This window comes from Clostridium nigeriense (assembly GCF_050585265.1).
Classification (GTDB): Bacteria; Bacillota; Clostridia; order Clostridiales; family Clostridiaceae; genus Clostridium; species Clostridium nigeriense_B.
In genome coordinates this window covers 44861-71305 of sequence record NZ_JBNOOE010000001.1, presented here as the reverse complement: position 1 = coordinate 71305, position 26445 = coordinate 44861, and the positions used below count along the sequence as shown (strand labels likewise).

At 28.0% G+C, this 26445-nt stretch carries 18 protein-coding genes; 16 read left to right on the top strand and 2 right to left on the bottom strand.

What is annotated here, in order from left to right; genetic code table 11:
* Positions 1 to 277 precede the first annotated feature (277 nt).
* From ACQPVP_RS00175 to ACQPVP_RS00165, 3 genes are all read left to right on the top strand, one after another.
* On the top strand, positions 278 to 4423 hold the full coding sequence (locus ACQPVP_RS00175; RefSeq protein ID WP_430846070.1) for an immunoglobulin-like domain-containing protein: 4146 nt from the start codon (positions 278 to 280) through the stop codon (positions 4421 to 4423).
* A 212-nt stretch (positions 4424 to 4635) separates the two neighbouring features.
* Positions 4636 to 5037 carry a nucleotidyltransferase substrate binding protein gene (locus ACQPVP_RS00170; protein WP_430846068.1) on the top strand — a complete coding sequence of 134 codons (402 nt, stop codon included), beginning with the start codon at positions 4636 to 4638 and terminating at the stop codon, positions 5035 to 5037.
* Positions 5038 to 5042: 5 nt separating this feature from the next.
* A complete protein-coding gene (locus ACQPVP_RS00165; RefSeq protein WP_430846066.1) occupies positions 5043 to 5351 on the top strand; it encodes a nucleotidyltransferase family protein in 309 nt (102 codons plus the stop codon).
* Between the two features lie 171 nt (positions 5352 to 5522).
* On the opposite strand, the gene ACQPVP_RS00160 is transcribed toward ACQPVP_RS00165, so the two are convergent.
* A complete protein-coding gene (locus ACQPVP_RS00160; protein WP_430846064.1) occupies positions 5523 to 6593 on the bottom strand; it encodes an acyltransferase family protein in 1071 nt (356 codons plus the stop codon).
* A 305-nt stretch (positions 6594 to 6898) separates the two neighbouring features.
* Between ACQPVP_RS00160 and licT (ACQPVP_RS00155) the strand changes: the two genes are divergently transcribed.
* From licT (ACQPVP_RS00155) to ACQPVP_RS00125, 7 genes are all read left to right on the top strand, one after another.
* Positions 6899 to 7732, top strand: coding sequence for a BglG family transcription antiterminator LicT (licT, locus tag ACQPVP_RS00155; RefSeq protein WP_430846062.1), 834 nt, complete (start codon positions 6899 to 6901; stop codon positions 7730 to 7732).
* A 175-nt stretch (positions 7733 to 7907) separates the two neighbouring features.
* The gene (locus ACQPVP_RS00150) at positions 7908 to 9767 is read left to right on the top strand and encodes a beta-glucoside-specific PTS transporter subunit IIABC (RefSeq protein WP_430846060.1); all 1860 of its coding nucleotides are present in this window, start codon (positions 7908 to 7910) and stop codon (positions 9765 to 9767) included.
* A 15-nt stretch (positions 9768 to 9782) separates the two neighbouring features.
* Positions 9783 to 11195, top strand: a complete 1413-nt coding sequence (locus ACQPVP_RS00145) for a glycoside hydrolase family 1 protein (RefSeq protein ID WP_430846058.1) — start codon at positions 9783 to 9785, stop codon at positions 11193 to 11195.
* A 377-nt stretch (positions 11196 to 11572) separates the two neighbouring features.
* Positions 11573 to 12421 carry a BglG family transcription antiterminator LicT gene (licT, locus tag ACQPVP_RS00140; protein ID WP_430846056.1) on the top strand — a complete coding sequence of 283 codons (849 nt, stop codon included), beginning with the start codon at positions 11573 to 11575 and terminating at the stop codon, positions 12419 to 12421.
* 131 nt (positions 12422 to 12552) lie between these two features.
* On the top strand, positions 12553 to 14412 hold the full coding sequence (locus ACQPVP_RS00135) for a beta-glucoside-specific PTS transporter subunit IIABC (protein WP_430846054.1): 1860 nt from the start codon (positions 12553 to 12555) through the stop codon (positions 14410 to 14412).
* A gap of 18 nt (positions 14413 to 14430) precedes the next feature.
* On the top strand, positions 14431 to 15879 hold the full coding sequence (locus ACQPVP_RS00130; protein ID WP_430846052.1) for a glycoside hydrolase family 1 protein: 1449 nt from the start codon (positions 14431 to 14433) through the stop codon (positions 15877 to 15879).
* Between the two features lie 6 nt (positions 15880 to 15885).
* The gene (locus ACQPVP_RS00125; protein ID WP_430846050.1) at positions 15886 to 16794 is read left to right on the top strand and encodes an AEC family transporter; all 909 of its coding nucleotides are present in this window, start codon (positions 15886 to 15888) and stop codon (positions 16792 to 16794) included.
* A 258-nt stretch (positions 16795 to 17052) separates the two neighbouring features.
* Here ACQPVP_RS00125 and ACQPVP_RS00120 read toward each other — a convergent pair whose 3' ends face one another.
* Complete coding sequence (locus ACQPVP_RS00120) at positions 17053 to 17205, bottom strand: zinc-ribbon domain-containing protein (RefSeq protein ID WP_195263724.1); 153 nt, start codon at positions 17203 to 17205, stop codon at positions 17053 to 17055.
* Between the two features lie 275 nt (positions 17206 to 17480).
* Here ACQPVP_RS00120 and ACQPVP_RS00115 point away from each other — a divergent pair, with 275 nt between their 5' ends.
* The 6 genes from ACQPVP_RS00115 (at position 17481) to ACQPVP_RS00090 (ending at position 26434) form a co-directional block, all read left to right on the top strand.
* Positions 17481 to 19562, top strand: a complete 2082-nt coding sequence (locus tag ACQPVP_RS00115) for a BglG family transcription antiterminator (protein ID WP_430846048.1) — start codon at positions 17481 to 17483, stop codon at positions 19560 to 19562.
* A gap of 308 nt (positions 19563 to 19870) precedes the next feature.
* Positions 19871 to 20155 (top strand): PTS sugar transporter subunit IIB, encoded by a 285-nt coding sequence (locus tag ACQPVP_RS00110; RefSeq protein ID WP_430846046.1) that lies wholly within the window; start codon positions 19871 to 19873, stop codon positions 20153 to 20155.
* Positions 20156 to 20193: 38 nt separating this feature from the next.
* Positions 20194 to 21462, top strand: coding sequence for a PTS ascorbate transporter subunit IIC (locus ACQPVP_RS00105; RefSeq protein ID WP_430846044.1), 1269 nt, complete (start codon positions 20194 to 20196; stop codon positions 21460 to 21462).
* A 196-nt stretch (positions 21463 to 21658) separates the two neighbouring features.
* A complete protein-coding gene (locus ACQPVP_RS00100; protein ID WP_430846042.1) occupies positions 21659 to 22108 on the top strand; it encodes a PTS sugar transporter subunit IIA in 450 nt (149 codons plus the stop codon).
* A gap of 323 nt (positions 22109 to 22431) precedes the next feature.
* Positions 22432 to 24408, top strand: coding sequence for a KUP/HAK/KT family potassium transporter (locus ACQPVP_RS00095; RefSeq protein WP_430846040.1), 1977 nt, complete (start codon positions 22432 to 22434; stop codon positions 24406 to 24408).
* A gap of 244 nt (positions 24409 to 24652) precedes the next feature.
* Entirely contained in the window at positions 24653 to 26434 is a 1782-nt protein-coding gene (locus tag ACQPVP_RS00090) for a sensor histidine kinase (RefSeq protein WP_430846038.1), read from the top strand.
* Positions 26435 to 26445 lie beyond the last annotated feature (11 nt).

The window sequence follows — 26445 nt, the reverse complement described above, 5'->3', positions numbered from 1 at the left end:
ATTAATTCTAAGGGAGAAGATTTTAAAGATACTACAAAAATTTAGTTCTAGACTTTAGATTATAGATTATAGATTATAGATTATAGTTAATATGAAGGCCATTGATAGAATATAAATAATTATTCTATTAATGGCCTTTTATGTTAAAATTTTCTGATAATCGTTAAAAAGTCTTTACTTTATTTTACACAAATGCGATATTGAGTAAATTATATACATGATATACTCCCTAGTATAGTTCCATAATTTAGAAAATTATGTTTTGAGGGAGGATATTATGGCTAAAAGAAAATTATATAAAAATAAATTATTTATTTTAGGACTAACAGCTTTAATTTGTACAAAACCACTGGAGACTATGGCGGTAAGTTCAAGAACATTATTGGTAGCTAGTAATACTGAAAATAATGTTAAGCTAAATAAGGTGGAAAATCCAGAATTACTTATTACTGAAATATTACCTGATTCTAAGAATGTTAATGGAGCAGATACTTACGAGTTTATTGAAGTTTATAATAATTCAAACAGGGAAGTAAACTTAAAGGATTATAAATTATATTATAATTATCCAGATAAGGGTGATGCTAGTGATGTATTATGGGTAGGTATTAATGAGGATGTTAAAGTTAAAAGTGGAGAAGCAGTTGTTTTTTGGATTAAAAATGGAAGTAACAATGATTTAACTGCCGATGATTTTAATAAGAATTTTAAAACTAATTTAAAGTTAAATGAGAATTTATTTGAATTATACAATGGTGGTATGGCTAATAGTGGGGCAAGAGCTTTAAGACTTACTACTAGTATTTATGAAGAGTTAGATTTCATAGCTTATAATATGGATGGTGTAAAAGATACATCAGCAGATAAATCTATTAAGTATAAGTATGATGAAAATTCTAAAAAAAGTGTTATGACAACTAATAAAGGAACTCCAGATCCAGGAGTTGTTAATGATAGTGATAAGCCAGTACAAGTTGCTCCTACTGTTCCAGGAAATTTACCTGTAGCAGAAAATATCACAGCTGATAATTTTACAGCTGAAGAGGAAGTAGTTTTTAAGGTAAAGGCAAAATCAGATGAAACTAATATTAAGACTGTTAGGTTAAGTTATAAAAGTAATAAAATGAGTGATTATGAAACATATAATTTAACTAAAACAGATGGAGAAATATTCTCAAAGTCAATTTCAAAGTATGATTTAATAGGAAAAGCTTATTTTGATTATTATTTTGAAGTTAGTGATGGCTTTAATACTGTAAAAACTGATGTTAAGAGAATAACTAATAATGAAATAGATACTTCAAATATTAGATTTAACATAAGTGAAAATCAGTATTTATTTGGAATAGATAACTTAATTACTACAGGTGATAAGTTACTTATTGATGGAGAGGATAAGACTTCTGAAGCCGTTCCATCTATAGAAAATAAGGCTAAGATAGTTTTTGATATTAAAGAAACAGATACTTTCTTTAAAAATGCAGTTGCAATTGGAGATACTGTTCTTGGAATATTTAATGAAGGAACTTACGATAAGTGGGATACAGTAGCATATGATGTAGATCCAACTTATTTCACTAAGGGTGAAAATATTCAAATAGATATTCATGCAGGTAATAAGGCAAATGCTTTAGAACATAATTGGGAAAATAATGATGACTTTGTTGTTAAGAATATTAGATTAGTATTACCAGATGGAAGTATATTACGTCCAGCAGGATTTGAAAATCCAGAACAAGTTATTAATATGGGAGACTCAGCAGGAAAGATTGAAATATTAAATGCAATATTTACTCCAAGTGATGATTCCTTTAATGCTTTAAGATATAACTTAGATACAACAAAGCTTAAGGATGGAGATCATATATTAACTGGTAACTTAACATCTTCAAATGAAAGTGAAGCAGTTAAATTTATAGTAGATAATACAGCACCTGAAATTACTACTAATATTAAAGAGGGAGAAATATATAAGGGTACAAATTCAATTACAGTAGATGCTTCTGACAAGCTTTCTGGTGTTAAGAATGTTATTACAAAGCTAGATGGGAAAGTTATTGAACTACCTTATACTTTTAGAGCTCTTGAATTAACGAACGGTGAGCATACTTTAGAAATATATGCAGTTGATAATTCTAATAATGAAAATACAAAGACTGTTAAATTTATTATTCCAGAAGAAAATGCAAGGTTAGGTTTAGAAATAACTCCAGGAGCTGGAGCAATATTAGATAGTGACCCTGTATTTTCTATAAAAGCTATAGATATCACAGATGATAATATGACTGTTTCATTTAAAAAGGGTGCAAGATATGTTTTAGGTGATTATAATATTTCTAAAACAGAGGGGGTTAGTCAAACTTCTGGAAGTAATGGACAAATATTTGATAATAACTCTAGCAATGGATTCCCTTATGAGGAATTTGATATTGCTTTAAGTGATAAAGTAAATGAAAATGCTACAATTCAAGTAGATTGGACTGGAACTTCAAATAATTCAAAAACTAAAATGTATGTATATAATTATGCAACGGATTCCTTTGATATAGTTACAACTGAAATGGAGCAAAATGATGATGAAATTAAATTAACTGGTTCTGTTCTACTAAAGGATCATCTAAAAGATAATAAGGTAAAAGTAATGGTTCAAAATGGTGAAGGATATACTCCGACACAATATGAGGCTGGTACACCAGCAGATCCTTCTGAAAATACTACTATTACTACAAGTAATGAAAATGATGTAGATAGAAATACTTATGATTTTAGTTTTGCACTTGAAAGTGACACACAATATTATAATGAGGATACTCCAGATAACCCAGATATTGTTGGAAAGTATGAGCATCAATTAAATATACATGATTGGCTACTTGCAAATCGTTCAAGGATGAATATACAATATTTATTCCATGATGGAGATATTATTGATGATGTAGATATGATTTCTCAATGGGAAAATGCTGATGCTGCTTATAAGAAGTTAGATGAAGCAGGACTACCTTATGGTGTATTAGCTGGTAATCATGATGTTGGTCACTTAACAGGAGATTATACGAACTATGGTACTTATTTTGGAGAAGATAGATTCAAGAATAATCCATGGTATGGTGAAAGTTATAAGAATAATAGAGCTCACTATGATTTAATAACTGTAGGTGGAATTGACTTTATAATGATGTATGTAGGTTGGGGAGTTTCTGACGAAGAAATAGAATGGATGAATGATATCCTTAAGAAATATCCAGAAAGAAAGGCTATTTTAAACTTCCATGAATACTTACTAGCTAGCGGAGGTCTTGGAGAAGAGCCACAAAGAATATTTAATGAAGTAGTTGCTACAAATCCAAATGTAGCTATGGTTTTATCAGGACATTATCATAATGCTCAAACTGTAATAAATGAATTTGATGATGATGGTGATGGAGTAAATGATAGAAAAGTATATCAAATGCTATTTGATTATCAAGGACTACCTGAAGGTGGTATGGGATATATGAGATTAATGCACTTTGATTTAGAAAATGAACAAGTTTTATTTAGAACTTATTCACCTTCCTTAGATGATTATAATGCAAAGGATACAGTTTCAGGTGGAGATACTATATTAGGAGAAGAATCCTTTGATATTTCATTTGCTGACTTAGGAATTGAGCCAAAGCAAAAGACTATTGAAACAACTGATATAGATGTAAATGTATATACTGATGAAGTTTTTGGGACAGTAACTAATGTAACTAATGATACTGAAATTTCATATACATTAGAAAATGCAGAAAATGGCTTATATGGATGGTATGCAGAAGTAACAGATGACTTTGGTGGACTTTCTAGAACAAATGTAAATTACTTTACTGTAGATAAGGATCTTGTAAAGCCAACCATTACTTTACCTAAAAATAATGAAATTCTATTAGGTACAGAATTTAATCCACTAGATGGAGTTACTGCAAGTGATGATAGAGATGGAGACTTAACTTCTAAGATTGTCGTATCAGGTACTGTTGATACTTCAAAAGAAGGAGAGTACACAATTACTTATACAGTAACAGATAAGGCTGGAAATACAGAAGTAGTTTCAAGAACTATCACTGTTAAGAAAATAGGAGGATCTACTCCAGGAGAAGATGATAATAATGGCAATAATGATGGCAATAACAATGAAAATAATAATGGAAGCAATGGTGGAAATAACAGCGGGAACAATGGAGGTTCAGGATTAGGAAGTGGAAATGATGATGGGACAAACTCTGGATCAGACTATGGTTCTAATTTAGGGAATAGCCTAGATCATTCAAATAAAGAAAGCTTACCTGAAACAGGAAGTGAATCAGTTATATACCTTGCTTTAGGAGCTTTAACTTTAATTGGAGCTGGATTAGTACTAGCTAAGAAAAAAATATTAGGATTTAAAAGTAAATAGTACCATTAATAATAAAACAAATAAACAAATAATATAAGAATATATAAAGGGACTAGAAGGTTGTAAAACTGCGACTTTCTAGTCCCTTTTAGTATAGTTTAATGAGTTGTTTTATAAAAAGGAAAAATAGGATATAATAATTATAAGAAGTTAGAGCTTTTGATTAAATTAGTAGTTATTATATAAGTTAAGTTAATGTTAGAGGTGATATAGTGGATGAATTAAAAGAGATAAGATGGAAGCAAAGGTTTGAAAATTTTAACAAGTCATATACATTATTAGATAAATATTCAAAAAAAGAAGACTTATCAGAGCTTGAACAAGCTGGAATAATACAGTTTTTTGAAATGACTTTTGAATTAGCTTGGAAGGTTCTAAAAGATTATTTAGAATCAGAAGGTTATATAGTAAAGAGTCCAAGAGAAACTATAAAACAAGCTTTTCAAATTGGATTAATTAATGATGGACATATTTGGATGGAAGCCTTAACAGTTAGAAATTTAACTACTTATACCTATGATGAAAATTTAGTTAAGAAACTAATAAGTGATATAATAAACATTTACTTTCCAGAATTAAAGTTATTACATGAAAGACTAGAAAAGGATTTATAGAGAATATGTTTGGGTTATTAGATAAAGATATTAATTATATTAAAGAGGCTTTAAGTAAATTTCCTGAAATAGAAAAGGGAATTATTTTTGGAAGTAGAGCAATGGGAAATTATAAAAAAGGTTCTGATATTGATTTAGCATTAATAGGAGAAAATATAACTAATAATATCCTATTTAAATTAGACGATTATTTAAATGAAGTTTATCCTATACCTTACTTCTTTGATATTGTTCATTATGAGAATATTAATAATACAAATTTAAAAAATCATATAGATGAGTATGGAAAAGTTGTTTATGAAATTAATGATTAATTCAAAACTAGATAATATGTATATTTAAAAGTGTCAAGAGCATGATATGCTCCCATTATAGTATGAATCAACTAAATTAGAAATTTGAAATAAATAAAGATAAAATAGTACCCCAGGGTAGCAGAATTTTGAGATAACTCAACTTTCTGATATCCTGGGGTATAGATTAACCTAGGCTACATTAGGCGTATTTTCATCAATTATTAATTCGAGGTTTTTAATTTTTAATTCAGTAGCATCTCCTAAGAAGATAATTCTAAATAATTTAACTCTTCTTATTACATAAGTTGAAAAAGGTAAACATAGTGAACCTATAATAAGGTTGCTTACAAAAAAGATAGAGTAATTTTCGATTTTAAGTATAGTACTTATTAAAATCATTGATGCTATTTGGAAAAACCATGAGAATATATAGATATCTATGGAACGTTGCCCAATAAATTTTAGCATATTATTTGATGAATTTACCTTTGTTGCTAAGTTATAAACTAGTATTATTCCCAAAAAACCAGATATAAATATTAATGAATTAAGTAAATAATTATTAATTGGAAAATTACTAGTATAGATATAGGTAGTAATGCTAATTATTAAAATAGAAATAAATATAAGATAGATTTTTTCAAATAATATCTTTGACTGAGAATAAAATTTTCTAAATATAATACCTAATAAAAAGAAAACTAAGAAAAAAGTAACTCTATTAAGAGCTAGAAAACTTATATTATTTGGGAAAAATATATTTAATATTATAGCTATAGCTAAAGTAAATTTAATAGGTAGCTTTAAGATTAATGGAGCCAAAATAGAAATAAAAAGTAAAGTATATAAAAACCATAATGCACCCATTATTCCATTTTCAGGATATAAGAAAATCACTTTTATCATCTCTAACAGTTCTTTTATCCCTACAGGTGAGTTAGTTATTTGTTTCAAAATAATAATCAAAGTATTAGTTATTATAGAAATTGTTAAAAAAGGTAATCCTAAGCGATAAAGTTTTTTCTTTATAAAAGGTAAGTATTGTGTTTTTAAATTCATATCCAATAATTTTAATGAGAGAAAACCTGATACGAAAAAGAAAACAGGCATATGGAACATATAAATAAATTGTACAATAAATTCATATATACCTGGACGTGGTAAAAATGAAGGGGTAGCAGCATGTCCAATAAAAACTAGAATTATTGCTATCCCTTTCATATAATCTACTTCATTAAAATAGTCTGAATTTTTAAGCATTAGCAAGCCTCCTTATAAAATTAATGTAACCATTTACGGATAACTATTTAATATTATAACATTATTAGTCAGTAGTAAATACTAAATGAGTATATAATTCTTTTGATAACGTTACAAATTCATTATTGACAACGTTATACTGATGTGATATTATGTAGACAAGTTAATAATGTTAGTAATTAGGATTGTTACTGGGGAGCAGGCAAGACCTAATAGGTATATAAATGTAATTTTATGTGTAATGAATTATATTTATATACCTATTAGGTCTTTTTTAAAATTCATATATGCTAGGAGTTTTATATATGAGGATTACACGCATAATAAATAATAATGTAATATGTGCAGTAAATGAAAGAAATCAAGAGAGGATTCTTTTAGGAGCAGGAATTGGATTTCAAAAGAAAAAGGGTGAAAAAGTAGATAAGAGTAAAGTAGAGAAGGAATTTTTCTTGAAATCAAGATCTGTATCAGGAAAGCTTTTCTCAATATTAACTCAAATTCCTATGGAGTATATGAGGGTTACAGAGAGTATTATAAAGTATGCTAAAGAAACCCTTAATGAAGAACTAAGTGAAAATATTTATTTAACATTAACAGATCATATTAGTTTTTCTATAGCAAGACAGGAAAAGGGCTTACCTTTTAGTAATGCGTTATTATGGGAAATAAAAAGATTTTATCCTAAGGAGTTTGGCATAGGATTGAAAGCATTAGAGCTTTTAAATGAAGAGTTTAATATAACTTTACCAGAGGATGAAGCAGCTTCAATTGCAATGCATATTGTAAACGCAGAACTTGGTGGTGAAGCTATAAGAGATACTATACAAGTTACTGAATTTATTCAAAATATATTAAATGTAATAAGATATCATTTTAAAATTGATATTGATGAAGATTCATTATATTATAGTAGATTTTTAACTCATTTAAAGTTTTTTGCTTATAGAATACTAAATAGTACTTTGAGTGAAATTGGGGATGAAGATTTTGAAGAGGTTGTTAAATTAAGATATCCAGAAGCTTATGAATGTACTTTAAAAATTGCTAAGTTAATTAAGGATAAGTATAATAAAGAACTAAATTCAGATGAATTAGTTTATTTAACTGTTCACATTAAGAGAATTATTACAAGTTAGTAAAAATTGAAGGAGACCTATTTAATAGGATTGTTACTGGTAGTGCAGGCAAGACCTAGAGTATTAAAAAGAGTTTATCTATAAATTGAATTTTTTATAAATTTAAGTTTATATTTAAAGATTCTTTCTAATATTCTAGGTCTTTTTTTATAAAAATTTAAAGGAGAGAAGAGATATGGATTTTAAGAAGATGGCTAGCGAAATATTAAAATTAGTTGGCGGAGAGAAAAATGTAGCTAGTGTTACAAATTGTATGACTAGATTAAGATTTAATTTAAATGATGTTAGAAAGGCTAATACAGAGGTTATAAAGAAGCTTGATGGAGTTCAAGGAGTAGTAAATAAAAATGGACAATTCCAAATAATAATTGGAACAAATGTAAGTAAAGTTTGTGATGAAATACATAAGTTAGGTAATTTTGCTGAAAATTCAGCTTCAGATTCAGAAGATAAAGAAACTGGAGTTATAAATAAAGTTTTAGGTACTATTACAGCAATATTTACTCCAATTATACCAGCTCTTGCAGGATCAGGTATGATAAAGGCTTTATTAGCAGTATTAAAGCTTTTTGGATTAGTTGATGCAGGTACTCAAACTTATGCTTATTTAAGCTTTTTAAGTGATACAGTATTCTATTTCTTACCAGTTATATTAGCTTATTCAGCTGCTAAGAGATTTAAATGTAGCCCTTATTTAGCTGCTGTACTTGGAGCTGCTTTATTACATCCAAGTTTTTCAGCCTTAAATACTGGTGATCCAGTTGCTTTCTTTGGTATACCTGTAAATATAATTTCTTATAGTTCAAGTGTTGTTCCTATACTTTTAATAGTATTTGCACAATCATATATTGAAAAATTTGCAAAGAAAATATCACCTGCTTCAGTAAAGGTATTTTTAGTACCACTTATTACTTTAATAATAACTTCTTTAATAGGATTTACTGTTTTAGGACCTTTAGGAAATTATATTGGACAAATTCTTGCTATTGGAATGAACTTTATAAATGATAGAGCTGGATGGCTTATTCCTGTAATTATGGGTACATTTACTCCATTATTTATCATGACTGGTATGCATTATTGCTTTGCACCAATCCAACAAATTCAATATGCAACTTTAGGATATGGTACAATTTTAGGACCTGGTATGTTATCATCAAATATAGCTCAAGCAACTGCAAGCTTAGTAGTTGGATTAAAAACTAAGAATAAATCATTAAAACAATTAAGTTTATCAAGTAGTACAACTGCATTTATGGGTATTACAGAACCAGCTTTATATGGTGTAAACTTTAAGCTTAAAAAACCTTTATATGCATCTATGATAGGTGGAGGTATAGCTGGTCTTTATGCTGGTATTACTGGAATAAGAACTTATGCATCTGCAACAGCAGGACTTGCTGCAATTCCAGTTTATATTAGTGATGATATGTCAAATGTTTTAAATGCATGTATTACAATAGTTATTGCAATAGTTGCTACTACAATAGTTACTTTAATACTTGGATTTGATGATATTGAAGAAGAAAATAAAGAAGTTTCCACAGAAAAAGTTGAAAATACAAGTAAATCAATAGTAGGTGAAATATCTGTATCTGCTCCAGTAGAAGGTGAAGTTATTCCATTATCAGAAATGAATGATGATGTATTTGCTGAGGAGCTTATGGGTAAAGGTATGGCTGTTATACCAACAGTAGGAAAAGTTTTTGCCCCATTTGATTGTACAGTTGAATCTTTATTTAAAACTAATCATGCTATTGGATTAAAGGATGAAAATGGTGTAGAATTATTAATTCATATAGGAATTGATACAGTTAAGTTAGAAGGAAAATATTTTAAATCTCATATAAAACAAGGTGATGTAGTTAAAGCTGGAGATTTATTAATAGAATTTGATAAAGAAGCTATTAAAAATGCTGGATATGATATAACTACAGCAGTTATTGTTACTAATACTGCAAATTATATGGATGTATTAGGAACTGAAAAAACTTATATTAAGAAGGAAGATACATTAATAAGAGTTCTTAATTAAGGAAGGAGAATTTTAATGAAATCAAGATTTAATGAGGGTTTCTTATGGGGAGGTGCTATAGCAGCTAACCAATGTGAAGGAGCTTATAATGAAGATGGAAAAGGATTATCTATTCAAGATATAATGCCAAATGGAATAGTAGGTCCAATTTCAGATGGACCAGTAGAAGAAAATTTAAAACTAGTAGGAATAGATTTTTATCATAGATATAAAGAAGATATAAAATTATTTGCAGAAATGGGCTTTAAGACATTAAGATTTTCAATTGCATGGTCTAGAATATTTCCTAAGGGAGATGAAGAAACTCCAAATGAATTAGGATTAAAGTTTTATGATAATGTTATAGATGAATGTTTAAAATATGGTATTGAACCATTAGTAACCTTATCTCATTATGAGACACCACTTCATTTAGCTAAAACTTATGATGGATGGAGAAACAGAAAATTAATAAAGTTCTTTGAAAATTATTGTAGAGTAGTTTTTGAACGTTATAAGGGTAAGGTAAAATATTGGCTTACATTTAATGAGATAAATTCTGTAATACACTTTCCATTAATGGGAGCTGGTATATTAACTCCAAAATCAGAGTTAACAAAGCAAGATGTTTATCAAGCAGCACATCATGAATTAGTTGCAAGTGCATTAGCTGTAAAACTAGCTCATGAAATTATGCCAGATGCAAAGGTAGGATGCATGGTACTTGGAGTAGTAAATTATCCTATGACTCCACATCCAAATGATATGATAGCTTCAATGGAACGTGATCAGGATCTTATGTTCTTTACAGATATTCATGTAAGAGGTAAGTATCCAAGATATACTAAGAAGTTATTTAAGGAATTAGGCATTAATATTCAAATGGAATCAGAAGATGAAGAAATACTAAAAAATACAGTAGACTTTATATCTTTTAGTTACTATATGAGTAAATGTACAGCTAAAGACTTATCAAAGTACGAAAAAGGAAGAGGAAATTTAACCTCAGGAGTTAAAAATCCATATTTAGAAGAATCAGAGTGGGGATGGCAAATAGATCCACAAGGATTAAGATATATATGTAACTATTTTTATAATCGTTATGAAAAACCATTATTTATCGTTGAAAATGGCTTAGGTGCTGTAGACGAATTAGTAGAAGTAAATGGTGAAAAAACAGTAATAGATGATTATCGTATTAAATACTTAAATGACCATTTAGTTGAACTAGGAAAAGCAATAGAAGATGGCGTTGAAATAATGGGATACACAAGCTGGGGATGTATTGATTTAGTTAGTGCTTCTACAGCAGAATTAAAGAAAAGATATGGATTCATATACGTTGACCGTCAAAATGATGGTTCAGGTACTCTAGAACGTTATAAGAAAAAGAGCTTCAATTGGTATAAAGAAGTTATAAGAACTAATGGTGGAAGTTTAGTTGAGTAATTAAAAAATACTATAAAAATTTATGAAAAAGGTACTGTCATATCATGATAATAGTACCTTTTTTATGTTTATATGATATTATTTATAGAATTATATAGTGTTTATTACAAAAAAATATTTTATAAGAGATTACAATGAAACTTTAATTAATTATAAAGTTTTAAAGGTTATAGTAAAAAGTAGAATAATCTTATAATATTCCGAATTTAGTAAAATTGTGGAATGTAATTGTTGACATAAAATTAATTAGAGTGTATTATATAATTAAGTTATAAATGTAGGTCGTTATTATTTAAGGTAAGCGAGACTATCAATTTATATGCATTATTTTGTATATAAATTGATGGCTCGTTTTTTTTTATTTAGGGGGTAGAGATATGATAATTAAAAGATTGATTAATAATAATATTGTAGTTGTAGATAGGGAAGATGGAAAGGAAATAATAGTAGTAGGAAAAGGAATAGGATTTAAAAAAAAATCAGGTGATTATGTAGACGGCTCTAAAATTGAAAAAAGCTATCATATGGTAGATAATGAAACATCCTTAAGATTCCAGGAATTACTCCAAAGTGTTCCTATGAAATATGTTTTATTATCAGATAAAATGATTTGTTATATAAAAAAAGTATATGATAAAGAGCTAAGCGATACGTTAAATATTTCTATTATCGATCATATTACTTCTGCCTTAACTAGATATGAGAAAGGAATTCAGTTAAAGAATCCAATGGCTTGGGATATAAAGAAACTATATTCTAAGGAATATACTGTTGGATTAGAGTTACTTGATATTATAAAAGAAGAAACTGGTATAGAATTACCTATTGATGAAGCGGGATTTCTAGCATTACATATTGTTAATGCACAGTTAGAGTCCAATATGGATAGTGTTATGGATGTTACACAAATAATGCATGATGTTTTAAATATAGTAAAATATCAGTTAAAAATAAATTTTGATGAAGAATCTTTAAATTATTATCGTTTTGTAACACATTTGAAATTCTTTGCACAAAGAGTAATAACAAAACAAAAAACAGGATTAGAATCTGAAGGAAATGAAGAGTTAATTGAGTTAGTAAAAGAAAAATATTTAAAGGCATATGAAGTAACATTTAATATTGAAGATTATTTAAAAAAGACTTTTGAATATACTATGACAGATGATGAACGCCTATATCTAACTATTCATATTGCAAGAGTTATTAAAACCTGTTTATCTTGAAAAGGTTTTAAATAGATAATAATTTGTGAAAGGAGGGTAAAATTAAATCTTTATACTTAAACCAAAATTAGGGTAGTTACATTAAGTTGGCTAGACCTTCATTATTAATTAGAAAATGGAGGTAAAAGAAAATGGATAACAAACAACTAGCAATTAAGTGTATTGAACTTATTGGTGGCAAGAAAAATGTAAAAAGCGTTGCTCATTGTGCAACAAGATTAAGATTTACTTTATTAGATCAAAAGAAATCTGATTTAAAAGAAATCAAAAATTTAGATGGTGTACTAGATGTACAAGTTGTAGGAGCGCAAACTCAAATAATAATTGGCCCAAATGTTCAAAATGTTTACAAAGAAGTAAGAAAAATCGTTGGAGAAACATCAGAAAGTGCAGGTGAAACTTGTGAAAAGAAAAATCCTGTAGATAAGTTGCTTGATACAGTAAGTGGTATATTCGGACCAATAATTCCTGTTATTACAGCTGCTGGAATGGTTAAGGCTGTTTTAGCTATCTTAGTATTGTGTGGATTGTCAAAGCAGTCTCAAGAATACTATATTATTAACTTTATCTCTGATGCAACATTTTACTTCTTCCCTATTTTATTAGCATTCTCAAGTGGAAATAAATTTGGATGTAATCCTTATTTAGCTGCTGTTATTGGAGGGGTATTGCTTCATCCAAGCTTTATAGCTTTAGTAGAAGCTGGGGATCCAGTAGCTTTATTTGGAATTCCAATTAAACTATATAAATATGCTTCAAGTGTATTACCAATAATTTTAATTGTATGGTTTATGTCTTATGTTGAAAAATTTGCAGATAAAGTATCTCCAAACTTTATTAAAGCAATATTAAAACCATTGTTAATAGTAGCAATTACAGCGCCTATTGCTTTAAGTGCAATTGGACCTATTGGAGCATTCCTAGGTGACCTTTTAGCAGCAGGTGTGAATTTTCTAGATACAAATATTCCATTCTTAGTGCCGACATTAATGGGTACATTCTGTCCATTATTAGTATTTGTTGGTATGCATACAACATTAACACCATTAGCTTCATTATCATTGGCAGACAAGGGATTTGAGACAATTCAAGGTCCAGGTATGTTAGCAAGTAATATTGCACAAGGATCAGCATCTTTAGCAGTTGCCTTAAAAACTAAAAATCCTAAAGTAAAACAATTAGCATTTTCAGCTAGTGCTACTGCATTATGTGGTATTACTGAACCAGCATTATATGGAGTAACTTTTAAATTTAAAAAGCCATTAATAGCAGTTATGATTGGTGGTGGAGTTGCTGGTTTATATGCAGGTATTACTCGATTAGTACGTTTTTCATTCGGATCACCAGGTTTTGCAACACTTCCAGTATTTATTGGAGAAGATCCATCTAATTTTAAAAATGCATTAATTACAGTAGCAATTTCATTTATAGTTACATTTGTACTAACTTGGATAATAGGATTTGAAGATGAAATAGATGAAAATAATAAAGAATCAAATAAAGAAGAATTTAATCAACAAAAAATTAATTTAAATAATCAAACTGTAGAAATTATTACTCCACTTCAAGGAAGAGTAGTGCCTTTATCTGAAGTAAATGATCCAACTTTCGCAAGTGGGGCAGTTGGTCAAGGGGTAGCAATACTTCCAACAGATAATAATATTTATTCACCAGTTAACGGAGAAGTTGTAACTGTATTTAATAGTAAGCATGCAATTGGAATTAATGGTGAAAATGGTGAAGAAATATTAATTCATTTAGGAATTAATACTGTTGAATTAGAAGGTAAGTATTTTGATATTAAGGTTAAGGATGGAGAAAAGATTACAAAAGGTCAATTACTAGGAACTTTTGATAGAGAAAAGATAAAAAAAGCTGGGTATGAAATTATATCTCCAATTCTTATTACTAATTCAAAGTTATTTTTAGAGGTTATTCCAACAAAGAATGAGTTAGTAGGCAAAGATGATAAGTTAATTACATTAATATAGAAAGAGAGGAAAATAGATATGTCAAAAAGATTTCCAACAGATTTTTTATGGGGTGGAGCAATTGCAGCAAACCAATGTGAAGGAGCATATTTAGAAGATGGTAAGGGCTTAAATACAGCTGATATGATTAAAGGAGGAACTCATACAACTCCACGTAAAATTACAACGACTTTAGAAGAAGGAGCATATTATCCTAGTCATGAAGGAATTGATTTTTATCATCATTATAAAGAAGATATTAAATTATTCGCAGAAATGGGGTTTAAAGTATTTCGTTTCTCAATTAACTGGTCAAGAATTTATCCTAATGGTTATGATGAAGAACCAAATCAAAAGGGATTAGACTTCTATGATAGAGTATTAGATGAACTTAAAAAATATAATATAGAACCTTTAATTACGATATCACATTATGAAGCACCATTTGCAATGGTACAAAAGTGTAATGGATGGGCTTCTAGAGATATGATTGATGCTTATGTTAAGTATTGTAAGACTTTGTTTGAACATTTTAAGGGAAGAGTAAAATATTGGTTAACATTTAATGAAATTAATTGTCTATCTAGACCTTTAGGAGCATTTTTTGCAGGTGCATTATTAATTGATGATAGTGGTACATTTAATAACACTAAGGTAGATAGTTTACAATTAAGATTCCAAGCTTTACATCATCAGTTCTTAGCAAGTGCAGAAGCTTGTAAATTAGGTAGAAGTATTGATGAAAATTATAGATTTGGTTGTATGATCACTTATCACAACTATTATCCATACAGTTGTAGTCCAGATGATTCATTATTGGCGCAAAAAGAAGATAACATTTCAAACTTCTATTGTAGTGATGTACAAGTAAGAGGGGAATATCCATTTTATGCTAAACGCTTTTGGAAAGAAAATAATTTAAATATAGAAATGCAATCTGGGGATGAACAGATCTTAAAAGAAGGTTGTGTGGACTTTTATTCATTTAGTTACTATCAACCTGTTACTGTTGGAGTAAATCCAGATACTAAGGACCTTACTAATGGAAATATTATTGGTGGAATTAAGAATCCATATCTTGATTGTAGTGATTGGGGATGGGAAATAGATCCAAAGGGATTACGTTGGTCATTGAATCATATTTATGCACGTTATCAAATTCCACTAATGGTTGTTGAAAATGGGCTTGGTGCTGTAGATAAGGTAGAGGAGGATGGAAGTATTCATGACAATTATCGTATAGCATATTTAAAAGGACATATAGAGCAAATGCGTGAGGCAATTGAAGATGGTGTTGACCTAATGGGATATACTTGGTGGGGACCAATTGATTTAGTAAGTATGAGTACAGGGGAAATGAAAAAACGTTATGGTTTTATCTATGTTGATAAGCATGATGATGGAACTGGAACATTAAAGCGTTCGAAGAAAGATTCATTCTATTGGTATAAAAAAGTTATAGAAAGTAATGGGGAGAATTTAGAGTAGTCATTAATGGGTGTTGTTTTAGAAAATGCCATTACATTCTTTTTAATTATCTTTCTTGGATACTTGTTTAAAGCAAAGCACATTCTGAAAAAGGAAGATGGTAAAAAAATTGCGAAAATTGTTCTAAATATTACATTACCATGTGCCTTAATATCAAGTGTTTCGAATTTAGAAGTTGGAACAACAATGTTTTTACTAATTTTATCTGGAATTTGTTTTAATGTGATAATGTTAATTATAGGATATATTATGTCTAGAAAAAGAGATAAAGAAATTCAAGCATCCCATATGCTGAATGCCTCAGGATACAATATTGGAAATTTTGCAATTCCTTTTGCTCAATATTTTTATCCTGGATCAGGAATATCATATATAAGTATGTTTGATATTGGAAATGCATTTATGGGATTAGGATTGAGTTATTCTATAGCATCTAGTGTTGTAAATAAAGAAAAGGGTTTTAATATAAAAGATGTTATTAAGAAACTAATATCTTCTATTCCTTTTGATACTTATATGTTTATATTTTTAATTTCTATATTAAATATTCAAATTCCAAAATTTATTCAGGATATTACTCTAAGATTAGGAAATGCAAATACTTTCCTTTCCATGTTTATGGTTGGACTTTTATTAGATTTTAAAATTGATCGTAGTGAGATAAAGGATGTATTGAATATAATTATTACACGAAATGTTATAGCAGTACTATTTGCTATAGGTATTTGGAGATATATGCCAGTTACGATTTTGGCTAAGAAGATGTTAATAATTTGTTTATTTTCACCTACGACTAGTGTAGCACCTATATTTTCTTTGAAATGTGGATATAAAAAAGATATGCCAGCTATGATAGGTTCTATTAGCATGTTGGTATCTATCATAACTATGTCTGCAATAATTACTTGGTTGTAATCATAATAAAATTTGAAAAGTCTTGTCTTAGATATAATGTAATAAATTTAAGATTCAACAGAGTTTTAAATTAAATAATAAAAAAGCAACATATAGTGTAATAAAGTTCCTACAACTTTAGATATAGTTTTTCTATTGTTTTGGTAGGAGCTTTATTTATTTCTTGGAATAATATCTTTCATAGTCTTCCTGATGAATGATTATATATTAAATAACAAAAAAGCTATAGTTTTCACTATAGCTTATAACAATCTAAAATTATCTTCTATTTTGTTCTTTTCTAGCTCTTCTACAAGAAATACATCTTGTTGGCTCATTATCGAATCCTTTTTCTTTATAGAATTCTTGTTCTCCTACTGAAAAAATGAATTCGCTACCGCAATCTCTGCATGTTATTGTTTTATCTGACATATATAGTCCTCCTAAAATTAAAGATTCTACTTTGGATAATAATCTCTAATTTTGAGAAACTAATTATCTAAATGAAACTTTTTTATTTTGTTAGCATTTTTGCTACTCATTTATAATATCACACATATAAATATAATGCAATACTATTTATTAAAAATATTAATTATTTTTAGAAAATTTTAAAATTAACTTTTATATAAGTATATAGGAAATATTATCTATATACTTGGCATATGGTATAGTAATGCAAGTAAGGATTATAGAGGAGTGGAGGAATGGATAAAGAGTTAGTAGTAATTATAAAATTGTTATTAGAGAAAACATTGGTAACAATAAAAGATCTAGAAGATGATACTGGACTAACAACTAGACAGGTTACATATAGACTTAATAAAGTAAATAATTTATTAAAATCTAATGGTTCAGAAATTATAGCTTTAAAACATAAAAAGGATATAATTCTTAAATCAGAAATTAGGGATTCACTTCTTGAGATTCTTAATGAGTATAGTAAAGAAAATATTTATTATTTAAGTAAAGATGAAAGACTAACATTTATATATTTAACTCTTTTTATTAACCTTGAATATCTTTCACTTAATCATTTTATTAATTCAATGAAAGTAAGTAGATCTAGTGTCCTTTGTAATATTAAAGAGTTAGAGGACATACTTAAAGAAAGTAATATATATATTAAAAATAATAGGACTTTAGGATATTATTTAGTAGGTCCAGAAGTAGAAATAAGAAGGTTTATGATATCTTTTGCTAGTAAATCATTATCTGGAAATAGAGATTGTAAAATTTTGGATTTATTAATAGATGAATATGACTTAGATAGCTTTAAAGACTCCAGAGATATTATATCTAAGCTAGCAAATGACCATAATATCACTTTTGTTGAAGATAGATTGCAAGATTTTATTTACATTTATATATTTCTTAAATCTAGAATGTTGTCTAATGAAAAAAAAGAATATCCTATATCTAAATTATCTAATATCTCTGTAATGGAATCTATGAAGGAATATGATTTTGTAAAGGATTTACTGAAAAATCACGGGAATATTGATAACATTAAACCTTTTGATTTAAATTATATAAGTGCTTGGATTATTGGGATATCAGTAGGAAATATCAAGGATAAAACAGCTGATATGGCGATAATATCTAGAATGGTAATAAAGATAATGAAAAGATTTGAAAATATAAGTGGGTTTCATTATATAGATCAAGAGAAGATATTTGAGCAATTATATTCTCATTTTAGATCTGCCTATTATAGACTCCTATTTAAGCTTCCTATAGATAATCCTCTTTGTGAAAGAGTTAAAGAAGAGTATAAGGAGTTGTATAAGATAGTAAAAGAAACAATGAAACCTTTCAATGATTTATTTGAACAAGAAATACCAGAGGATGAGATAGGATACTTGACTATACATTTTGGAGCTATTTTGTTTAATGAAAGAGAGCATACAATATCTACTAAAAAGATAGCACTTATAACTTGCTCTGGAGGGGTGGGAAGCTCAGCTCTACTTTATGCAGAGCTTAATAACTTATTTCCAGAGTTAAACTTTCTATTACCAGTTGAGATATCAAAGTTAAAAGAGTTTGAGGAAAGTGTAGATATAGTTTTTACTTCGAATTATTACGATGAAGTTATAAAATTAAAAAAGCCCATTATTAAAGTAAATCCTGTAATGACTTTAAAAGAAAAGAATAATATTAAGCGTGATGTAAGTATTTTGTTAGGAAATGGATTATTAAAACAACCAAAGGTAGAGGAGGTAATTAGTATTATTAAGAAATATGTACAAGTATCATCAGAATCTATGTTATATAATGAACTTGCAGCATATTTTTATAACATGGAAAATCTAAATCATACTAAAAATACAGGTATTACCTTAAGTAATATGATAAATGAAAATCTTATTTGTTTTAATGTTAAAGCTAATAACTGGGAAGATGCTATTAGAAACTCTGCTGCTGCGTTAGTAGATAATAAAGTAGTTACAAGTGAATATGTAGATTCTATGGTAAATATAGCTAAAGACTCTGGTCCATATATAGTTGTAACAAAGCATGTTGCATTACCACATGCAAAGCCAGAAGATGGAGCAAAAGAAACTGCAATGGGTATTGGAATTTTAGAAAATCCAATACATTTTGGTAATAAAGCTAATGATCCTGTTAAATATGTGTTTAGTTTAAGTTCGTTAGATAATGAAAAACATCTCCAAGCAATGTCGGAACTAATAGGACTTTTAGAAGATGAAGAATTTTATAGTGTTTTAGATAACGCACAAAATGCTAAAGAAGTAATGGATTATATAAAAAGCTGTGAATTGTAATAGGTGAAAAAGACTGTAAGTGAAATTAAGCTTATAGTCTTTTTGTTTTATAAATAATTTTTATATTAGGCATAAATATAATTAAAATTTACAAAAGTTGAACTAAATAAATAGAAAATATGAAATCAATAAATGAGGTGTGAGTTATATTTATTTTATAGACATAAGTTAAACCCAATAACTGTTGTAAATGTATACAGAGAAAAATAGAATTAATGTATAAGGATAATAAATAATTTATTTTCTATGATGCCGGCAAAATTAGAAAATAAATTTTGAAATTAAATAAAAGTGAGAGGATGAAAGTTATGTATAATGCATTAGTTGCTTGTAGAACAGGAATGGGATCAAGTATGTTGCTTAAAATTAAGGTAGATCAAGTAGTAAAAGAAAATAATTACCCAATACAAGTTGTTCACTCTAATCTTGATGCTATAGAAGAGAGAAAATGGGATTTCATTGTAACAATGGCTGATATAACAGATGACGTGAGAGAAAAGGTTCAATATTGTATATCCATACACAATTTGATGGATAAAAAAGAAATAAAAAAAGGAATAGAGGGCTTTTTGGAATTTATAAAAAATAAATGATGATAAAATAAATTATAAAAATAAGGAGTGAAATAATAGTGAAAATTATTATTAGTTTGTTAAGTAATGCTGGAATTTTAGTGGGAATTATTTCGATGATAGGATTAATATTACAGAAAAAATCAGCAGATGAGGTATTTAAAGGAACTGCAAAAACTATTATTGGCTTTATGATTTTTAATATTGGTAGTTCAGCAATTAGTGGAACACTAGGAAATTTCAATAAGTTATTCCAAACAGGGTTTGGAATTCAGGGGGTAGTTACTCAAGTTGAAGCCGCAACTGCTCTTGCTCAAGATAAGTTTGGAACTATAGTTGCAATTGTAATGATAATTGGTTTTGCTATGAATTTATTTTTTGCTAGATTTACAAAATTTAAAAATATATTCTTAACTGGACAACATAGCTTATACTTTGCGTGTGTTTTAACTTTAGTATTAAAAGCTTTTAATGTTAGTGATGTAGTTACTATTATTTGTGGAGGTATTATTTTAGGATTTAGTGCTGCAAGCTTACCAAGTCTATGTCAAAATTATATGAATAGGATAACTGGCAGTGATAGTTTAGCTATTGGACACTATAATCATATGGGTTATGCACTTTCAGGATTTATTGGTTCTAAGATAGGAGATCCAGAAGAAAGTACTGAAAATTTTAAATTTCCAAAATGGTTATCAATTTTTAGAGATTTTTTAATGAGTATTGCTATTGTTATGATTGTATTATTTTATGTTGCAGCTATTGCAGCAGGGAGGGAAGCTACACAAGAACTTGCAGGAAGTGCTCATTGGCTAGTATTCCCATTGCTTCAAGGTTTACAATTTACAGCTGGTATGAGTGTTTTAATAACAGGTGTTCGTATGTTTATATCAGAAATTACTGCAGCTTTCGTAGTAATTTCCGAAAAGTATATACCAAACTCAAGGCCTGCTGTTGACTGTCCAGCAGTATTTCCATTTGCCCCTACAGCAGTTATTCTTGGCTTTATAAGTGCTTATGCAGCAGGACTTGTAGCAATGGGATTTATGATCTTATTTAATAGTCCGATTATAATGATTCCAGCTGCTAGTATAGCATTTTTCTCAGGTGGAACTGCAGGTGTATTTGGTAATGCAACAGGTGGATGGAAAGGATGTATTGCAGGTTCCTTCATAGTAGGAATATTATTAGTAACACTACCATTATTACTATATCCTATATTTGCTGATATGGGTATTGTTGGAGCATCTTTCCCAAATATAGATTACAATATTATAGGAACTATACTTTATAAGATTACTGAATTTATAACATCAATATTTCATTAATTAAATAAAGTGCTAAGCATTTAGTTTAGAACAGTTTATGTATTTAGAGCAGACAAAACTTGAACTTAAATAAGATTGAATAATTTATATTGAAAATTTACAATGTATATATTGGTAGATTAGATATATTAATATAAACAAAACAATGTTATTAACACTTGTAAAGGTATTCAAATATAAAAGGAGATGGAACATTATGTTAAGCAGTTATATAAATGAAAATCTTATTAGACTTAATGTATTAGCAAAGGATTGGGAGGATGCTATTAGAAAAGCAGGTTCTGCTTTATTAGAAAACAATAAAATTACAGAATCATATATTGATGCAATGGTAGAGTCTAAAAGGGAATTTGGACCATATATAGTTATAACAAAGCATGTGGCTCTTCCTCATGCTAGACCTGAGATGGGAGCTAAAGAATTAGCAATTGGAATAACTACTTTGAAAAATCCTATTGAGTTTGGCAATAAGGCTAATGATCCTGTTAAATATGTTTTTTGTTTAAGTGCTAAGGATGGTGAAAGTCATATTCAAGCTATGTCAGAATTAGCAGAACTTCTTGAAGAAGAAAAGTTCTACAGTATTTTAGATAATGCTAAAGAACCTTCTGAAATTATGGATTATATAAGGGAAAATGAAAAATAAAAATTAGCTATTTAAAATCCCAGTGGAAGTACCATTGGGATATTTTTTTAGGAAGATTTATGGAAGTGATGAAATCTTAATTGCTAATTTTTGTATCTAAGTTATTAGTATTTTAAAGGTGTATTCAAAATAAAAACGGTTTCACATTAATAAATATTAATAATTTATTAATAAATAGATAAAAATTAGAAAAATGATTAGAAAAATTATTAAAGTAGTAAAGTTTCTGAAAAAGAACTTCCAATGTAGACACTTTACATTTAGAGGACTATAATCTAGTGAGTTAGACTTTTAGTACAATTTATGGAGGAAATAAACTAAAAATGAAAAAGAAGGTTAGTATAGCATCGTTACTTATAGCATTAGGGATAGTGTATGGAGATATAGGTACATCCCCTTTATATGTTATGAAATCAATGTTAACAGTAAATCATGGACAAGTTTCAAAGAATCTTATTTTAGGAGGAATCTCTTTAGTAATTTGGACTTTAACCCTTCAAACTACTATAAAATATGTAATGATAACATTAGAAGCAGATAATAAGGGTGAGGGAGGAATATTTTCTTTATATACATTAGTTAGAAGAAATGCAAAATGGCTTATTATTCCGGCTGTAATAGGAGGAGCTTCCTTACTGGCAGATGGAATGATTACTCCGCCTGTAACAGTAACATCTGCAATAGAAGGTTTAACATTAGTTTTACCTATTGATACAGAAGGAATAATACTAATAGTAGTTATAATATTAACTATTTTGTTTTCAATTCAAAGATTTGGAACAGATGTAATTGGAAAACTATTTGGACCAATGATGGTTTTATGGTTTTCGATGCTTTTCATATTAGGATTTATTCAAATATTTACATATCCAGAAATAATAAAAGCTTTAAATCCTTATTATGGTATACATTTAATTTTAACAAGTCCTAAAAGCATATATATTTTAGGTGCTGTATTTCTTTGTACAACAGGTGCTGAGGCATTATATTCAGACTTAGGACATTGTGGAAAAAGAAATATCCACTATACATGGGTTTTTGTCAAGATATGCTTAATTATAAATTATTTAGGACAAGGTGCATGGCTTATTGCAAGAGAAGGAATTATGATAAAAGATAATCCATTTTTCTTAATTATGCCAGAATGGTTTATAGTACCTGGAACAATAATAGCAACAATAGCAGCTATTATAGCTAGCCAAGCCCTTATAACAGGATCATTTACTTTAGTATCAGAAGCAATAAAATTAAATTTATTTCCAAAGCTTAGAGTTAGATACCCTAATAACGATAAAGGAAAAATTTATATACCGGCTGTAAATATTCTACTTTATATTGGATGTATATTGTTAGTTTTTAAATTTAAAAAGTCAGAGAATATGGAAGCTGCCTATGGATTAGCTATTACAATAACAATGCTTATGACAACAATTTTATTAACACAGTATTTAAGATTTAATAAGAAGAAAAAAGTTTTATCTTGGATAGTTTGTATTACATTTATGACAATTGAAGGCGGATTCTTATATGCAAACTTATTTAAGTTTTTACATGGAGGATATGTAACTGTAATTATTGCAGGACTTCTTATTTTCCTTATGTATATATGGATATATGGGACTGTTATTAGAAAAAGATTTAGGCAGTATGTTAATATATTAGATTTTAAAGATCATTTTAAAGATCTTCAAGATGATCAAGAATTACCTCTTTATGCAACTAATATAGTATATCTAACAGAATCTTTAAATTATAAAATGGTTGAGAAAAAAATAGTTTATTCTATATTTAATAAGCAGCCAAAACGAGCAAAATTTTATTGGTTTGTAAATATAAAAGTAACAGATGAACCATATACAGAAGAATATGTAGTTAGAACTATAGTTCCAAATGAAGCTTATAGTGTTCAGTTTAATCTTGGATTTAGAATAGATCAAAGAATAAATATATTTTTATATAAAGTAATTCAAGATTTAGCTAAAAACGGAGAAATAAAGTATGACCCAAAGAAGTATATGATGAATCAAGAGAGTGAATTTGTATTTGGAGATTTTAAATTTATATTATTAGAAGAAGTTCTTTCAAATGAAAGTGAGCTTTCAAGATGGGATAATTTTATAACAAGTACAAAGTTATCAATTAAAAAGCTAACAGTATCTCCAGCAAAATGGTTTGGAATAGATACTAGTAATGTTGAGATAGAAAAAGCACCTATTATAATAGGACATAAAGAAGTTCCAAATTTAAAAAGAGTATTTCCAAAGTGTATGAAACCTTGCACGGGAAAGAAAGTATTGTAGAATGGATAGGGCTGTTGCACAAACAGTCCTAATTAAGAATTTAAAATTAAGAATGAAGAATTATTGATGTAATTCTTACAGAATTACTAAAATTAATTTCCTTTCAAAACTCTTTCAGGAGTTTTGAAAGGAAATTAATTTTTTGTTGTACGACATCTTTATTATTTTTCCAAAAACTTTCCAATTATGCTTTCGTTTTATGTATGTTAAATGTATAATTTTATTAGGGGGTATTTGGATTTTTATGTATAAAAGAAAAATAAGAAATAGGCTTTTGATATTCTTTTTGGTTATTACTTTTTTGCCTATAACAACTTTAGGGGTGTTTTCTAACTTAATTTATACAAAAATTGTTGAGAAAAAAGTTAATCAGCATACAGAACAAATGATAAATCAAATAGAGTTAAATATAGATAACTATATAAAATCAGTAGAGAATATTCTTATGTATATAGCTAATTCAGAGGATATAATAAACTTTCTAAATCAATCAGATGAAAGTAATGAAACTTATGAATTAAATACTTTGGAGGATAGAATAAAAAGAAGTTTAGAAGTATATACTGATATAAATTCTGAAATATTTGGATTATTAATTGTTAATAATGATGATAAATATATAAGCAACGAATTAGAGAAAAAAACAAGAGATTCACTGACAATGGAAATATGGTATAAGGAATCTATTAATGAAAGTGAAAAGGTACATTTTTTTAGTAAGCCTATTGGACGGAATTTAAGGGCATATAAAAGTTATAGTGCAGAAGATATAATATCTATCAGTAAAGCAGTTATAGACAAAAATACTAATGAGCCTATAGGTGTTGTTATGGCTGATATTAATTTAAAGAAATTTGATGATATAATAAAGGACAATTATATTGGTGAAAAGGGATTTTTTTATCTTTTAGATAATAACAATAATATAGTGTATTCTCCTGTTAATCCGATAATATATAGAATAAATAGTAATAATTTTGATAGTAATACAGATAGCTTTATAAGATCTATAAATAATGAAACCTTTAAGATAATGTATACTACAAGTAATGTAACTGGATGGAAAAGTATAGGTGTATTTTCATTTAAGGATATATCTAAAGACATAACAGTTATGGAAAGGTTTACTTTGGTAATAGCTATAGCTACTTCTTTTTTAGCTGTATTTTTTTCACTTTTATTTACAAATAGTATAGTAACGCCTATTAAGGAGTTAAAAACTTTAATGAAGGGAGTAGAGTCTGGAGACTTAGATTTAAAGTTTGAAGAGGAGAAATATAGAAATGAATTTGGGGAGTTAGGTCATAGTTTTAATCATATGGTAAGCGAAATAAAAAAACTTATCAATATGGTATATAGGGAGCAAAGAAGTAAAAGAAAGGCTGAGATAGAGACTTTACAAGCTCAGATAAAGCCACATTTTTTATATAATACCTTAGATACTATAGCTTGGATGGCAGAAGATTATAATGCAAAAGATATTGTTAATTTAGTTGGAGCATTAACAAAGGTATTTAGAATTGGATTAAGCAAGGGGAAGGAAGTAATTAATCTTAAAGATGAAATTGAACATATTAATAGTTACTTAATTATACAAAAATATAGATATGAAGATAAATTAAGCTACGAAATAAATTTTGATAAAGATATTTTAGATACATTAATTTTAAAGCTTATCACTCAACCAATAGTAGAAAATGCTATTTACCATGGTATAAAAGAAAAGAGAGGAAAGGGTAGAATAAGCATTAGTTTTAGAAAAATTGATGATGAAATAATAATTACTGTTGAGGATAATGGAGCAGGAATTCCAGAGGAAAAACTAGAAAATATAAATTCCATGTTAGATACAAGTAATAGCTTTTGTATTGATTCAGAAAGTGGATCAGGATATGGAATATCTAATGTTAATACTAGGATTAAGCTTACTTATGGACAAATATATGGCTTACGATATTACAGTAAATTAGGAGAGGGGACAAAGGTAGAAATAAAATTACCATTTGAAAATAATTATAAGGGGTAGGAGGGAAATTA